The organism is uncultured Dokdonia sp. (assembly GCF_947492535.1).
Classification (GTDB): domain Bacteria; phylum Bacteroidota; class Bacteroidia; order Flavobacteriales; family Flavobacteriaceae; genus Dokdonia.
Genome location: NZ_CANLNH010000002.1, coordinates 397,303 through 412,833, shown reverse-complemented (window position 1 = coordinate 412,833; position 15,531 = coordinate 397,303). Strand labels below are relative to the sequence as shown.

Annotated in this window: 12 protein-coding genes; 10 read left to right on the top strand and 2 right to left on the bottom strand. The window is 35.5% G+C overall.

All coding sequences use genetic code 11. The features are described 5' to 3' along the window. Positions 1–11 precede the first annotated feature (11 nt). The 7 genes from Q1A60_RS04730 (at position 12) to Q1A60_RS04700 (ending at position 7,218) form a co-directional block, all read left to right on the top strand. Positions 12–1,091 (top strand): DUF559 domain-containing protein, encoded by a 1,080-nt coding sequence (locus Q1A60_RS04730; RefSeq protein ID WP_299762126.1) that lies wholly within the window; start codon positions 12–14, stop codon positions 1,089–1,091. A 97-nt stretch (positions 1,092–1,188) separates the two neighbouring features. Then, entirely contained in the window at positions 1,189–2,220 is a 1,032-nt protein-coding gene (hemE, locus tag Q1A60_RS04725) for a uroporphyrinogen decarboxylase (RefSeq protein ID WP_299762124.1), read from the top strand. A gap of 28 nt (positions 2,221–2,248) precedes the next feature. Further along, positions 2,249–2,710: a hypothetical protein gene (locus Q1A60_RS04720; RefSeq protein ID WP_299762121.1), complete on the top strand. Its 462-nt coding sequence runs from the start codon at positions 2,249–2,251 to the stop codon at positions 2,708–2,710. Beyond that, entirely contained in the window at positions 2,703–3,482 is a 780-nt protein-coding gene (locus tag Q1A60_RS04715) for an EI24 domain-containing protein (protein WP_299762119.1), read from the top strand. Before Q1A60_RS04720 ends, Q1A60_RS04715 begins: the two co-directional genes overlap by 8 nt. Positions 3,483–3,496: 14 nt before the next feature. After that, on the top strand, positions 3,497–4,399 hold the full coding sequence (hemF, locus tag Q1A60_RS04710) for an oxygen-dependent coproporphyrinogen oxidase (RefSeq protein ID WP_299762116.1): 903 nt from the start codon (positions 3,497–3,499) through the stop codon (positions 4,397–4,399). Between the two features lie 304 nt (positions 4,400–4,703). Then, complete coding sequence (locus Q1A60_RS04705) at positions 4,704–5,996, top strand: AAA family ATPase (RefSeq protein WP_299762113.1); 1,293 nt, start codon at positions 4,704–4,706, stop codon at positions 5,994–5,996. A gap of 7 nt (positions 5,997–6,003) precedes the next feature. After that, positions 6,004–7,218, top strand: a complete 1,215-nt coding sequence (locus tag Q1A60_RS04700) for a tetratricopeptide repeat protein (protein ID WP_299762110.1) — start codon at positions 6,004–6,006, stop codon at positions 7,216–7,218. Between the two features lie 2 nt (positions 7,219–7,220). On the opposite strand, the gene Q1A60_RS04695 is transcribed toward Q1A60_RS04700, so the two are convergent. Continuing rightward, positions 7,221–9,884 (bottom strand): DEAD/DEAH box helicase family protein, encoded by a 2,664-nt coding sequence (locus Q1A60_RS04695; protein ID WP_299762107.1) that lies wholly within the window; start codon positions 9,882–9,884, stop codon positions 7,221–7,223. Positions 9,885–9,951: 67 nt separating this feature from the next. On the opposite strand from Q1A60_RS04695, the gene hemB reads away from it, so the two are divergent. Then, on the top strand, positions 9,952–10,941 hold the full coding sequence (gene hemB / locus Q1A60_RS04690; protein ID WP_299762104.1) for a porphobilinogen synthase: 990 nt from the start codon (positions 9,952–9,954) through the stop codon (positions 10,939–10,941). 1 nt (position 10,942) lies between these two features. After that, positions 10,943–11,152 (top strand): hypothetical protein, encoded by a 210-nt coding sequence (locus Q1A60_RS04685; RefSeq protein WP_299762101.1) that lies wholly within the window; start codon positions 10,943–10,945, stop codon positions 11,150–11,152. 264 nt (positions 11,153–11,416) lie between these two features. Here the strand turns inward: Q1A60_RS04685 and Q1A60_RS04680 are convergent, their stop codons facing one another. Further along, positions 11,417–12,025 carry a superoxide dismutase gene (locus tag Q1A60_RS04680; protein WP_299762097.1) on the bottom strand — a complete coding sequence of 203 codons (609 nt, stop codon included), beginning with the start codon at positions 12,023–12,025 and terminating at the stop codon, positions 11,417–11,419. Between the two features lie 332 nt (positions 12,026–12,357). Between Q1A60_RS04680 and Q1A60_RS04675 the strand changes: the two genes are divergently transcribed. Beyond that, positions 12,358–15,516 carry a UvrD-helicase domain-containing protein gene (locus tag Q1A60_RS04675; RefSeq protein WP_299762094.1) on the top strand — a complete coding sequence of 1,053 codons (3,159 nt, stop codon included), beginning with the start codon at positions 12,358–12,360 and terminating at the stop codon, positions 15,514–15,516. Positions 15,517–15,531 lie beyond the last annotated feature (15 nt).

Genomic DNA, 15,531 nt, shown 5'->3' with positions numbered 1-15,531 from the left:
GAAGGGAAATTATGAAAAAAGCTACCAAAAAAGATATCGCTCGGCACTTAAGACAGGAACAAACACCTGCCGAGGAGCATCTATGGCAATTACTAAGAAACAGGCAATTTGAAAATCTTAAATTTAGAAGACAACATCCTATAAAAGAATACATCGTTGATTTTTGTTCTCTAGAAATTATGCTTGTCATAGAGCTTGATGGAGCATATCACAATAAGAAAGATCAAAAAGAAAAGGATGAACTTAGAGATACTCATTTAAGAGGATTAGGATATCGTGTACTACGCTATCCAAATAAAATAGCTCTTGAAAGCATTCAAGTTATTTATGATGATATTATCAAAAGAAAAGGAGAAAAAGCTCCTTCTCCCTTGAGGGAGAAGGTTGGGATGAGGGTGTTATCCACAAAAAAACTACTCTCAAACCAGCGAGAACTCCTTCTCAATGCAGGTGTCAGTTTTGTGGAATATGATGCGATTTCTGTACAACCCATCGATTTTGAGATTCCAAAAGATATTCAGAATGTCATTATTACAAGTCAAAACGGGGCTAAAGCATTTTTAAATGTGATTAAAAAGCTCCCTCTCCTTGAGGAGAGGGCTGGGGTGAGGTGTTTTTGCGTTGGAAATAAAACAACGGCTCTTTTAGAAGAAAACAGTTATAAAGTAGCCAAAACAGCTCAAAATGGAGCAGAATTAGCACATTTTATAGCAAAAAACTATAAAAACGAGCATTTTACGTATTTCTGTAGTAAACAACGTAGAGACGAATTGCCTACAATTTTAAAACAAGCGAAGATTCCTTGTAACGAAATTGTGACTTATGAAACTCATAGAAATGAGCAGGTATTTCATCAGGCGTTTGACGGAATTTTATTTTATAGTCCCAGTGGAGTACAAAGTTACTTTAGTGCAAATAAAAAGCTACCCTCTCCTCAAGGAGAGGGGCTGGGGGTGAGGTTTTTCTGCATTGGAGAAACCACAGCAACCGAAGCAAGAAAATACACAAATCAAGTGATTGTATCTAATGCAACAACCATAGAAAGTACCATCGCAAAAGCGGTAAATACATTAAAAAAATTAACTAGTTAAGTTTAACAAAACAAATGTGTCCCCTCGAGCGCAGTCGAGAGGCCAACAAACAACATATTATTTTAGTTCTCGACTGCGCTCGAACAGACATAACATTATGAGTACACTAAAAAACGATTTATTTTTAAGAGCTTTAAAAGGAGAAACTGTAGAGCGTCCTCCCGTATGGATGATGCGTCAGGCAGGACGATATCTCCCTGAATTTATGGAAATCAAAGCAAAATATGATTTCTTTACACGCTGTCAAACACCTGAACTAGCTAGTGAAATTACCGTACAACCTATACGTCGTTACGGGATGGATGCTGCCATTTTGTTTTCAGATATTCTCGTGATTCCACAAGCTATGAATATAGATGTAGAGATGAAACCAAATATTGGTCCGTGGTTACCTAACCCTATTCGATCTGCAAAAGATGTAGAACAGGTGATTGTTCCAGATATTCAGGAAACATTAGGATATGTGATGGATGCGATCAAAATGACCAAAGAAAAACTCAATGATGAAATTCCGTTGATTGGTTTTGCTGGTAGTCCGTGGACAATTCTTTGCTATTGTGTGCAAGGACAAGGATCAAAAAACTTTGATAAAGCTAAAGAGTTTTGTTTTACACAACCGCTCGCAGCGCATACATTATTACAAAAAATTACAGATACGACGATTGCTTATCTTAAAGAGAAAGTAAAAGCAGGTGTGAATGCTGTACAAGTTTTTGATAGTTGGGGAGGCATGCTTTCTCCAGAAGATTATCAAACCTTCTCATGGCAATATATCCAGCAAATTATAGATGCGCTTAAAGACGAATCTCCTGTGATTGCTTTTGGAAAAGGATGTTGGTTTGCGTTAGATACGATGGCAAAATCGGGTGCTTCAGCATTAGGTGTAGACTGGACTGTAAGTGCTCGTAATGCGCGTTATTTAACGGGTGGAAACATTACATTACAAGGTAATTTTGATCCTACACGTTTGTTTTCGCCTCCGAGCGAAATTAAACGAATGGTTACAGAGATGATTCGTGCCTTTGGAAAAGATAAATACATTGTAAATCTTGGGCATGGTATTTTACCTAATGTACCTTTAGAAAATGCAGGTGCCTTTATAGAAGCTGTAAAAGAATACAAAGAGTAGTGTGAACCTCAATAAGGTCATAAAATCAATGGATTTTAAGCAGCTCTGGAGTCTTGCCGGGTTTTGCTTACGACATCCATTGTATGTGATTCCAACGTATACGGCCACTCGTAAAACAGTAAAGGTTTGTGACCAAAAATTCGGAAAAGCACATCATAAAAATGGTCGTGCTAATGCGTTTAGACATGCGCTATGGAATGTTTTAATTATCCGCAGATGCAAACGATGGTCTTCTATAGAAAAAGCTGCTTCATGGGCAAAACGTATTACCGATTGGCATGAAGATTTTTCTGTAAACGCACCTTTAGCAAGAGCTATGGATTTACATAATAATCATGTAGGACGTACCTTTGCAATGAAACATACAGATGCAAGTGAGAGCCAACTCGTACAATTGGTGATGGTGTTGATTCCGCTTTCGCGAAAGCATACCACTATAGAACAAATGCAGGAGCACCCTGACACATTAACACATATAGAAGATGATTAAAGGTATTCTTAACGGACTTAAAACCTACGGCAGCTCTTTTGGGCTTGTGACTAAACTAGGTCTTTGGAAATATTTTGCCATTCCGATGACTATTAGCTTACTCACTGCTATTATTATAGGCGTTTCTGCTTATAGCCTTTCTGATAATATTGGACATTGGATAGAACAAATCTGGCCTTGGGAATTTGGAAAACATGCCTTTTTTGTATTTGCCGAAATCTTAAGTGCATTATTCATCATTGCAATTGGATTCATCTTATATAAACACATTGTCATGGCATTAAGTGCTCCTTTTATGAGTCCTGTATCAGAAAAAATTGAAGCCCATTTATCCGGAGCAAATCATACGCATAGAGAGACGAGCTTTAAGGCACAACTCTGGCGAGGTATTCGAATAAACGTACGTAACCTAAGTATGGAATTGCTCTTGACGATTCCTATACTGTTACTAGGACTTATTCCTGTGATTGGTCTTATTTCGACAGTACTCTTATTTTTAACACAAGCGTATTATGCTGGTTTTGGTAATATGGATTATACCTTAGAACGTCATTATGACTATGATAAAAGCATACAATTTGTTCGTAAAAATAAAGGACAAGCGATAGGAAATGGTATTGTGTTTATGCTGTTTTTATTAATTCCAATTGTTGGGGTTATTCTTGTATTACCGCTTTCTGTAACTGCAGCTACTAAACAAACTATTGAGTTATTAGAGCCTGACACAAAACAACAGCTTCCCGCATCTCAAAAAAACAAACAACTCTCTTAAGAAGAAAGTACCTTATGAAAGACCAATTTGTATCCTACATTAAAAACTTACAAGACACTATTACAACAGCTATAGAAACTATAGATGGTAAAGCCACATTTCAAGAAGATCTATGGAAACGTCCTGAAGGTGGGGGTGGTCGTACGCGTGTGATTGAAAATGGGAATGTATTTGAAAAAGGAGGCGTGAATATCTCTGAAGTTCACGGGAAATTACCAGAAACCATGCAGCAGTATTTTGGCGTAAAAGATGCTAACTTCTTTGCCTGCGGACTGTCTCTTGTATTACATCCAAAAAGCCCCATGGTGCCAACGGTACATGCAAATTGGCGCTATTTTGAAATGTATAATAAAGAGGGGGAGATCGTAGATCAGTGGTTTGGTGGAGGTCAGGACTTAACGCCTTATTATCTATTTGATGAAGATGCCATTCATTTTCATACGGTATGTAAAAATGCCTGTGATGCACATGATCCTGCATTTTACCCAAAATATAAAGCACGTTGTGATGAGTATTTTTATAATGCACATCGCAATGAAGGTCGTGGTTTAGGTGGTCTGTTTTTTGACTATCTCAAAAAGACAGAAGAAATGTCTATGCGAGATTGGTACAATTTTGTGACGACCGTTGGAGATAGCTTTTTAGAAGCCTATATTCCAATAGTAGAGCGTAGAAAGGATACCGCTTTCGCGAAAGCACAAAAAGATTGGCAAGAAGTACGTCGTGGCCGCTATGTAGAATTTAATCTCGTACACGACAAAGGCACCCTATTTGGTCTTAAAACCAATGGCCGTATCGAGAGTATTTTAATGAGTCTTCCTCCTGTAGTACAATGGAAATATGATCATCACCCTGAAGAAGGAAGTGAAGAAGCTAGGCTTCTAGAAGTATTGAAAAATCCAAAGGAGTGGGTGTAATTTTTTAATTCTTGAATACGATTAATACCTATTTAGAAGGAGAGGCATCACTTTTGACCAAAATTTATATATAATAGATAATCTTTCTAATTATAGTGAGGTTTCCAAACTTATTAAAGAATTGAAAAAATAAAAATATATAGTACTACTGCAACTATATATCTATTTCTAAATATCAATTGTTTTTATTTTAAGTCCTCTTTCTATATTTAAATAATGAAAACGTATTTTTAGTCTCTCTTTACTTCTTATAAAAGTCAAGATGAGTTCTAAATAATATTTTTGAAAAAATAATTTATTCTCCATGCTAGAAAGTTTATTAGAAGCACTTCAATTTTCTCCTAACAATATTCCACTTAAAATACAAGTGGCCAAGCTCTATATTGATCAGGGTGATTTTACAGAAGCCGAACAACACTTAATTGAAGTACTCAATATAGAAAGCACTCATAAACAGGCAAAATTTATCTTAGCTACTTGCTTTTACAAGCAGAACAAAATACCTGCTGCTCTTGTACTATTAGAAGAGATAACATCAAACTCTAGTGATATAAAACACTTGGAATTACTTTGTTATTGTCAGCTTAACCAAAAGGATATTGCCGAAGCACAAAAAACATATCAAGTCATTCTTTCTATAGACCCTTCATATAGCAATGAAGATTTTGATCAGTATATGAAAGTAAGTACTACTCCAGATGCTGATTTTACAGATGAAGATGCGCTTTCTTTTATTAGCAAATCTGATGCTTCTTTTAGTGATGTAGGTGGTATGGATCTTGTAAAAGAAGAAATTTCTCTTAAAATTATTAAGCCATTACAACATCAAGATTTATACAAAGCGTATGGCAAGAAAATTGGAGGAGGTATTTTGTTATATGGACCTCCTGGCTGTGGAAAAACTCACCTAGCAAAAGCAACGGCAGGAGAGATTAATGCTAGTTTCATTAATGTAGGAATTAATGATATTCTAGACATGTGGATAGGAAGTTCTGAACGTAACTTACACGAAATTTTTGAAGTCGCTCGTAAAAATAAACCTTGTGTTATTTTTATTGATGAGATAGATGCTTTAGGCGCCAATCGAAATGATGTCAATAAAACAGCTGGTCGAACAGTTATTAATCAATTTTTAGCAGAATTAGATGGTTTAGAATCTGATAATGATGGCATCCTTGTTTTAGGCGCAACCAATGCCCCATGGTATTTGGACCCTGCGTTTAGAAGACCAGGTCGTTTTGATAGAATTATTTTTGTGTCACCACCTGATGCAGAAGCACGCGAAGCTATTTTTAACATCCATCTCAAACAAAAACCTACAGATCCTATAGATTACAAATCACTAGCAAAAGCATCTAAAGAATTTTCAGGAGCAGATATTATGGCAGCTATTGATATTGCTGTAGAACATAAATTACAAGCTTCTTTTAAAGATGGTATTCCTAAACCACTTAGTACAAAGGATATTTTAAAAGGGATAAAAAAGTCGAAACCTACCACAAAAGAATGGTTTAGATCTGCAAAGAATTATGCTTTATATGCTAATGATGGAGGATTGTATGATGATATTCTTGATTATTTAAAATTAACCAAATAGGAATACGATGGAATCATCAGATTTACTGAGAGGAGTACAATTATATGAATTAGGCAGATATCAAGATGCGGTTACGTATTTTGCAAAAGATTTAAAAAATTGGGAAAGTAGATTTTATCTGGCACAGTCTTATTATATGCTTTCTGAATATAAAAAAGCAGCAGACCTTGCAGAGGGATTACTTTCTGAATCTCCAAATGATCAAGATGTCTTCTATCTAAAAGCGCGCATCGCTTTACAACAAGATCAAGAACAAGAAGCATTACAAAACATTAATGAAGCGATCTCAATAGATCCTTATGATTCGAATTACTTTGGGTTTAAAGCTGCAATACTTCTCCAATTAAAAAAGTATGAAGAAGGATTAGAAAATGCTAATGAAGGTTTACATATAGATCCTAAAAATAGCTTTTGTCTTAATATAAGAGCACAATTACTTACAAAGTTAAATCGCGTATCAGAAGCAGGGCATACTATTGAAGATATTTTATTTGAAAATCCTGAAGATTCTTATTCGCATGCAAATGTGGGTTGGGTAGCTCTTGAAAACAATAAAATAGATACCGCATTATCTCACTTTAAAGAAGCATTACAAATCGATCCTAATTATCAGTATGCTAGAGAAGGCATGAGTACTGCCCTAAAAGCAAAAAATTTTATCTATCGTAATTATTTAAAATACTCTTTTTGGATTAGTAAACAATCTACAAAAAACCAATGGGGAATTCTCATAGGAATTTATATAGTGTATCGCTTCTCATTTAAGTTTTTAAGTGCAAATGGCCTTACATACTTAGCAATTCCTCTTCTTATTGCTTATTTATTATTTGCGTTAGGAAGTTGGATTATGGAACCTATGTCCAATGCTATCTTAGGTTTTAACTCCTATGGGAAATATCTATTAAGTAGCAAAGAACAATTAAGTGGTTATTTTTTTACTGGATTAATCACCCTTGGACTCCTATCTATTCTTGTGTTTTATACTCTTAAAATAGATTATTTTCTCCCTCTGGCTATCGCTAGTTTATCTGCTTTAATCCCATTACCAAGAGCTTTTCTGGAATACTCCAAGAAGGCACGCTATTTTGGAATTTCTGTAGGCGCACTTATTATATGTATAGGGATTTTTGGATTCTTATTCACAAGCAGTATTGCCACAATAGGAGGTGCCGCTTTCTTAATCATGGTTATATTTACATGGACTGCAAATATTTTTAAGTAACATCACTTCCAAATAGCTGCCGTCTTTGTTTTAAAACCACCTTCCGTATTTAAGTAATGGAAACGTGCTTTTAATAGTTTTTTACGACCTTCTGTATTTCTAGTAAAAATTAACTTAGCAGATCCTTTATAGATTTTCCAATAGTTAAAAAACAGCAAGGCATCTTCTTTACGCTCTGCAAAAACAGCAGGCACAGCAAAATAATTTGAAAAGCCAAATTTGCGTTGTAACCAGCCAGACTGAGCGATCATATATCTTGGACTATCTATTCTTTCAACGATTTCTTCTAGATTATTTACAAACAATAACTCCTCTTTGGCAGTCGCACCATATATAAAACAAGAAACCTCTCCTGTATCAAATTTTTCTATTTGTAATTGTATGTGTGATATAGGTGTTATAATCTGGTGTTTATCATACATTGTCTTAAGAAGTGCCTGTCCTATTTTATAGAGTTGTTTATCAATACGCCCATATTTTATGTAAAGTACAATTGCCTTATACGTTTTAGGAAGAAAAAGAATAGCCAACCCAGAAAGTATCGCATAAAAAAAGTATAATGCTCCACGGGATAAAAAGGTGCCTAAATTTTTAAAAAACAGTTCTGGTAATGTAAACGTTGCGAGTGTGACTAACTCAATAAAGGTATATTTTACTACATCTTTATAGTATACTTTCTTCTGTCCTGATCTTCCTTTAAGATTCTCTAAATTTAGCTTTAATTCTCTTACGAGAATATTCCCTTTAGCAATTGCTATATCCCATCTACTTTTTACTTCTTGGCGTTGTGCCGCAAATGAAAACATCTGTGTATTAAGAGTGTCTTTATCTAAATGCTCTTTAGGAATCGCAAAACGATCAACACCATTTTCTATAAAAGGATTACCTGTAAGAGAAACACCACAAAAAGCCTCAAATCTTTTATATAACTTTTTAATATCTTCTCCTCCGTCTGCAACTGTAGGGTCAATACATCCGAGATGCCATACAGATGCTACCTTATCTGGATTTTTTGCAAGTACTCTTATGGCTCTCCCTCGCATCTGATTAGACATCACAAAAGACCCAACATAAGAAGCTAGCACTAGCGTATTAATGGCAGGCGCATCCCATCCTTCGCCTAATAAAGATGTAGTCCCTATCAATACTTCTATATGTCCTTTTTCAAACAGCTCTGTCATCACGCTTACAATCTGACTTTTTCCTTTTTCTCTGGGCGTGATAATTAAAAAGTCTGTTTCTCCCAAAGGCGCTACCGAATAATAATCTGAAGGAATAGCAGCATCCAAATGAGATCGCATACGGTCATGTATAATAACTAAAGTTCCTGTCAGAACAGCTAGTTTCTCTTGTCTATTGGTAGCTTGCCATTTTTCAGGATCTCGCCTTAAAGAAGCTTTTAAATATTGAAATATTGGAACAACACCTAACTTATTAATCGTGTTCAATTGCTCTTCAGGAGTATCTAAAAACTCTTTCCGTATATAATCGGCAAGTACAACTGCACGTAAACCGGTTTTTAATTGTGCTGACTCAAAAGCTATAATCTCTTGTATGCTTTTGAGTTTGTTAGGGCTTTGTGCTAAGGATTTATAGAGTTCGTTCTTTCCTTCCAGATGAACACGCTTCTTATGAAAAGCTCCTATTTTTCGTAGTTCTTTTTCGATACTTGAAAGTAATGCCTCATGCTCAAATAATGCCTCTCTATGCTCAACCAACAACGGTTGTAGTAACGAAGTCACCCAGGTGTAGGTAAAATCAGGAATGATTGCTTTTTTACTTTTAACACCTAGAACTTCCAATTTTTCTAAAGGAATTTCTGTTTTTGTGGCATTCAAGTAAATCAACATGGCTGCATACAGATCGGAATGGTCATAAATAGCTTCTAATTCCTCAGAAGTTTGGGTGTAAAAAGGATGTTGAAGGATGAAATTTTTAAACGCTACGTCGGCTACAAGGTTATTAATGAAAGTCATTAACTTCATTCTATACGCAATGATATATTGTACTTGTGCTTCATCTGGTTGTGAAAAATGGATATAATCTTGATGCGGACACAAATTTCCTTCTTTGACTAATTCTGGCACACCAATCTCTACATCAATAGGGCCGCATAATTCAAAATACTTAGCAATTTCGCGTTGCTCACTATCATAGGGTGGCGTTGCCGTAAGGGCGATTAAGGAGCATTCAGGTAATGCTTTTAAAGCAAACAGCGGTTTCCACCATTCGTTTTTAAGATGATGTGCTTCATCTAATACGATATTTTTTATGCCCGCTTTCGCGAAAAAACCCACAAGTTTCTCTCCATCACTCTCCATTTCATTTTTAAAAAATGCGTGTAATGATTGATAGGTTGAAAACGTAATATGTGCGGGCTGTTTTATATTTCGCGAAAGCGGAATATCACAACGCCCCTTATCTACAAAACATTCAAACATGCGTTCTTCCCATTGATTTCGTATAGTTAACGTTGGGGCAAATACGATTGTCTTCTGATCTACACGTCGTATCATTTCTAAACCTAGCACCGTTTTTCCAGAACCTGGTGGAGCAACAACATGTAAATGACGATCTTCAAAATGAGTATCAAACCCTTCTAGAAAGCGACGTTGATAACTACGCCACTCATATTTAAACTGAAAGGTTTTTTGTAATGATATCAAACTACAGACTCGATTTTTAATTTGGTAAATTTGCACTATAATAAGGAATAGCAAAATACAGTATTTTATGTATCCATTACGAAGAAATCGTAGATTAAGAACTTCTGAGGCCATACGAAGCCTTGTAAGAGAAATTAGTATCACGCCTAACGACTTTATTGTTCCGTTGTTTGTCGTAGAAGGCACAGGAATTAAAGAAGAAATTCCGTCGATGCCTAATTACTATAGACAGAGTTTAGACCTTCTTGGAAAGGAAGTAAAAGCACTTTGGGCAATGGGTCTCAAATCTGTATTGCTGTTTGTAAAAGTTCCTGATAATTTAAAAGACAATGCCGGAACTGAAGCTATCAACCCCGACGGATTGATGCAACGTGCTATCAAGGTAGTAAAAGATGCCTGTCCTGAAATGCTTGTCATGACTGATGTGGCTTTAGATCCATATTCTAGTTATGGACATGATGGTGTTGTGGGTCATGGTCAGATTGTAAATGATGATACCAATGCAATTCTCGCAGAAATGTCTTTATCTCATGCAAAAGCTGGAGCCGATATTGTGGCGCCTAGTGATATGATGGATGGACGTATTTTTGAAATCCGAACCTTATTAGAAGATGAAGGATTTTATAATACAGGCATTATGAGTTATAGTGCGAAATATGCTTCTGCTTTTTATGGCCCTTTTAGAGATGCTTTGGATAGTGCTCCTGCAGATATACAAGATGTTCCTAAAAATAAAAAAACCTATCAAATGGATTTTGCAAACCGTGATGAAGCGGTTAAAGAAACGCTTATGGACATCGAAGAGGGTGCCGATATTGTCATGGTAAAACCTGGACTTGCCTATCTTGATATTGTACGTGATATACGCGATGCTGTAGATGTTCCTGTAGCTGTATACCAAGTAAGTGGGGAATATGCTATGCTGAAAGCTGCTGCTGCACAAGGTTGGTTAGATCATGATGCTGTGATGCTAGAGCAAATCACAGCCATTAAAAGAGCAGGCGCTCATATGATCGCAAGTTATTTTGCAAAAGATGTAGTAAAATTATTAGGATAATATGAAAGATAATACCGTACTCATATATGCGGTTACACTCATAGGTATCGCATTATTAAGTTATATCCTATGGAATCTTGATTATTCAGAACAACCTACTGAAGAACCTGTAGCGGTTAATAACAACTTTTGTGGTGGTGTTATTTCTATGCATCCGCAACCAGCTACTGAACTAGAAATAGAAGGAAAGGTTTTATTTAAAACGAACTGAGCTGCTTGCCATAAAATTTATAAGAGAGCGACTGGTCCTGCTGTGTATGAGTCTATGAAAAAATTTCCTTCAGACTCTATATTCCATGCGTTTATAAAGGGACAAAAAGTTCTCGATAGTCTTGAACACAATGCTTCCACACGAGCAAATCCATTTCCTCATTTAAGCTATAAAGAAGCCAGTGCTTTAAAAGCATATATTCAAATACATAATTAAAAAAGCCACTCAAATGAGTGGCTTTTCAGTATTTACAACAGTAATCTCTTACTTGTTATTTGCATATTTTGCGCTTACTGCTTCCCAGTTAATTACATTAAAAAATGCATTGATATAATCTGGACGTCTGTTTTGGTAGTTTAAGTAATACGCATGTTCCCATACATCTACTCCTAAGATAGGGGTTCCTCCACATCCTACACCTGGCATTAAACTATTGTCTTGGTTTGGTGTTGAACACACTTCTACTTTTCCTCCTTCGTGTACACACAACCATGCCCATCCAGATCCAAACTGAGTCGCTGCTGCTTTTGAAAATGCATCTTTAAAAGCTTCAAAGTTTCCGTACGCTTCGTTGATCGCATTAGCAAGCTCTCCAGTAGGCTCTCCACCTCCTTCAGGAGACATCACTTCCCAGAATAAACGGTGGTTATAAAAACCGCCTCCGTTATTACGTACAGCTCCATTTGACATATCAAGATTTGTCAATATATTTTCTATGGTCTTTCCAGCCAAGTCTGTTCCCTCTACAGCTGCATTAAGCTTCGAAGTATATCCATTATGGTGTTTGCTATGGTGTATCTCCATAGTGCGTGCGTCTATATGTGGCTCTAATGCATCATATGCATAGTTCAGTTTTGGTAACTCAAATGACATATCTGTATAATTTTAAGTGAATAAATCGATTGTTCACAAAGTTACGTAATAGTAAGAGTAATTAAAATGCTTACAGCTATAAATATCATATTGCGGTATAGACAGGATTGATATAACACATATGATTATTGGGCCTTTTTTAATCTTTTCAATAAAAAATCTATAAAATAAAGCAACCCTTTTGATAATCTTCCGTCTTTTATATATGTAACGGTGTTGGTTTTAGTCACATTCTTACATTTTAAGTTGGTTAGTTAGGTTTGTTTAGAAAAGCTACTCGCGTCTCGGGTAGCTTTTCTATCTTTATACCTCCCTTTATACTGGGTTAATCAATGGTATCTTCAAATAGTTTAACGGTATTAAATGCTTCGGCAGGCTCAGGAAAAACCTATAGCTTAGTAAAAGCGTATATCTCGACCTTACTTTTAAGTGAGAACCAAAAAAAATACAGACAGCTTCTAGCAATCACGTTTACCAATAAGGCGGTTCAGGAAATGAAAGAACGTATCTTGAAAATGCTGCATACGTTTAGTACGTATAAAGAACAAGATTCCATTCATGATATGATGGCTACCATTGCTAAGGAAACTGCACTGTCTCCAGCCACCATTGCAAAAAGAGCATCACACATTCTAAATGCTATTTTACATAATTATGCTGCTTTTGATGTGGTAACCATAGATACGTTAACACATCGTATTTTAAGAACATTTTCTAAAGATTTAGAAATCTCTGGAAATTTTGAAGTATCATTAGACACAAAAACACTACAAGCTAGAGCCGTAGATGCACTTATTGATAGTGCAGGCCAAGATGAGCGTATTACTGATATTCTCGTAGCATTTGCACTTCAAAAAGCGGATGATGATAAAAGTTGGGATATCACCAGAGATCTTAATGAAATAGCTCAATTGCTTTCTAGTGAAAATGATGCTCCTTATGTTGCTCAATTACAATCTAAAACATTAGATGATTTTGATACTTTAAAAAAGGAGTTGACTCAATTTGAAGTTTCGCTTAAAGCAGGTATAGAACATAGCGCAACAACACATTTAGACCTACTACATAGTTTAGAACTAGACGAAACCCATTTTTCAGGAAAATATTTTTATAATCACTTAGTCAAACTTCAAAAAAACCCGCTAGAAGTAGATTATAAAGCAAAATGGAAACAAGATATTGACAACTATACATTCTATAAAAAGGCAGAAAAACAACCTATAAAAGATGCTATAGATAGTATACGAGATCAGCTTATTGATTGTTTTAAGCAAACTAAAAACCTATACTATAAATACCAACTCGTCAATGCATTTACAAAAAAGGTAGTTCCGCTTTCTGTATTACAATTGATACAGAAAGAACTTCAAAAAATTAAAGAAGATGAAAATATTCTTTTAATCTCTGATTTTAATGCCTTAATTTATAAATCGCTTAGGGAACAACCTGCTGCTTTTATTTACGAACGTCTTGGAGAACGCTATGTACATTACTTTATTGATGAGTTTCAAGATACGTCGGTAGTGCAATGGCATAATTTAATACCTTTAGTAGATAGTGCGATAACGACAGAGACGCAAGATACTGTCAAGAATAGCTTATTGCTTGTTGGAGATCCAAAACAAGCCATTTATAGATGGCGTGGAGGAAAAGCCGAACAATTCATAGATCTTTCTAATAAGATACATCCTTTTTCTATAGAGCATACAACGGTAGAACAGCTAGACACTAATTATAGAAGCTATTCTGAAATCATTGCTTTTAATAATGGCTTTTTCACATACCTCTCTTCTTTTTTTAAAGACCCAACATATACCTCTATTTATAAGACTGATAATAACCAAGGATATAATCATAGAAAAGGAGGTCTCGTTTCTTTACAATTTATAGAAGCAGAAACAACTCAGGATGCAGATGAAATGTATCCCGAAGAAGTATTAAAAATCATTAATACGGTTATAGAACAAGGATTTCTTAAAAGTGATATTTGTATTCTTACCCGTAGTAATAAACATGGGGCTCATATTGCACAATATCTAGCTGCACATCAAGTGAAAGTGGTTTCTTCAGAAAGCTTACTCATATATAGTGCTCCGACAGTACGATTTGTTCATTCCGTTTTAGAATTACAGCTACAACCTAATACGCCTCAAATCACCCTGAAACTCCTTTCGTTTTTAGCACATAGATTTCAAATTGAAGACACTCATGACTTTTACAATCAATGGGCAAAAGCGCCTACAACTGATTTTCTAAAAGGCCTGGAAGAAAAACATATTTACTATTCCCCTTCTTTATTTGAATCATTACCTCTTTATGAAGGTGTAGAATATATCATACGTGCTTTTCATCTTGAAAAAGAAGCCGACGCCTATCTCTTTGGATATCTCAATACCATTTTTGAATATACACAACGAAATAATGGCGGACTCATTGGGTTTTTAAGTTATTGGGAAGAAAAGAAAGACAAACTCAGTATTGTTGCACCTCCGCAAAGTGATGCCATACAAATCATGAGTGTGCATAAATCAAAAGGGTTGGAATTTGATGTTGTTATTTATCCATATGCCGATTCAGAATTGTATACACATCGTAATGAGCACCACTGGTACCCTACAAGCGCATCTGATTTTGCAGGATTTGAACATTTACTAATAGGTCATAAAACAGATGTATCATCATACAGCGATCACGGGCGTGTTTTATATGAAGAACGTATCTCGCAACAACAATTTGACGCTATTAATATCTTATATGTAGCCTTAACCAGAGCTGTAGAACGGGTGTATGTCTTATCACGCTTTCGCGAAAGCGCACTCAAAACTAATACCACTAGCGACCCAAAAACATTTGGTGATCTATTTATAGCATATCTGCATCAGGAAGGAATTTGGGAAGGGCCCGAAAAACCATATATATATGGAGAGGCTCAAATAAAAGTTCAAAATGATATAGAAGACACTAAAAAAGCAGTAACCATTCCTTTCTTATCTTCTTCAAAAGAATCACATAACATTCGTACCATTACAAAAGCCGGGTTTTTATGGAATGAAGAACGCCAAAACGCTATAGCTTATGGAAACTTAATTCATGAGTTAATGGCTAAAGTGATAGACCGTCAAGATATAGATCACGCGGTTACAGAAGCTGTATATGAAGGAATGATTGCTGAAGATGAAAAAGAAGTGGTAAGAGGTATCCTTTCTAGTGTTGTAGATCACGCTGAATTACAGTCTTATTTTTCTCGGGCACATACCGTATATAATGAACGACAAATCCTTTCGGCCGATGGGACAATTCACATTCCTGATAGAATAGAAATTCTTCCTGAAGGAGATGCTGTTATTATGGATTATAAAACGGGAATTCCTTCAGAAACTCATGCATTTCAAATACAGCAATATGCACTGTTATTACGTGAAATGGATATTGTGATAAAACAATTATTCTTAATATACATTAATAAAGAAGTAACTATTATTAAGGTGTAATATATACATTTGCAA

What these genes read in the sequence shown, in the direction of transcription:
- Q1A60_RS04730 (WP_299762126.1), top strand. Translation starts at nt 12, where the DNA reads ATGAAAAAAGCTACCAAAAAAGATATCGCTCGGCACTTAAGACAGGAA.
- hemE (WP_299762124.1), top strand. Translation starts at nt 1,189, where the DNA reads ATGAGTACACTAAAAAACGATTTATTTTTAAGAGCTTTAAAAGGAGAA.
- Q1A60_RS04720 (WP_299762121.1), top strand. Translation starts at nt 2,249, where the DNA reads ATGGATTTTAAGCAGCTCTGGAGTCTTGCCGGGTTTTGCTTACGACAT.
- Q1A60_RS04715 (WP_299762119.1), top strand. Translation starts at nt 2,703, where the DNA reads ATGATTAAAGGTATTCTTAACGGACTTAAAACCTACGGCAGCTCTTTT.
- hemF (WP_299762116.1), top strand. Translation starts at nt 3,497, where the DNA reads ATGAAAGACCAATTTGTATCCTACATTAAAAACTTACAAGACACTATT.
- Q1A60_RS04705 (WP_299762113.1), top strand. Translation starts at nt 4,704, where the DNA reads ATGCTAGAAAGTTTATTAGAAGCACTTCAATTTTCTCCTAACAATATT.
- Q1A60_RS04700 (WP_299762110.1), top strand. Translation starts at nt 6,004, where the DNA reads ATGGAATCATCAGATTTACTGAGAGGAGTACAATTATATGAATTAGGC.
- hemB (WP_299762104.1), top strand. Translation starts at nt 9,952, where the DNA reads ATGTATCCATTACGAAGAAATCGTAGATTAAGAACTTCTGAGGCCATA.
- Q1A60_RS04685 (WP_299762101.1), top strand. Translation starts at nt 10,943, where the DNA reads ATGAAAGATAATACCGTACTCATATATGCGGTTACACTCATAGGTATC.
- Q1A60_RS04680 (WP_299762097.1), bottom strand. Translation starts at nt 12,025, where the DNA reads ATGTCATTTGAGTTACCAAAACTGAACTATGCATATGATGCATTAGAG.
- Q1A60_RS04675 (WP_299762094.1), top strand. Translation starts at nt 12,358, where the DNA reads ATGGTATCTTCAAATAGTTTAACGGTATTAAATGCTTCGGCAGGCTCA.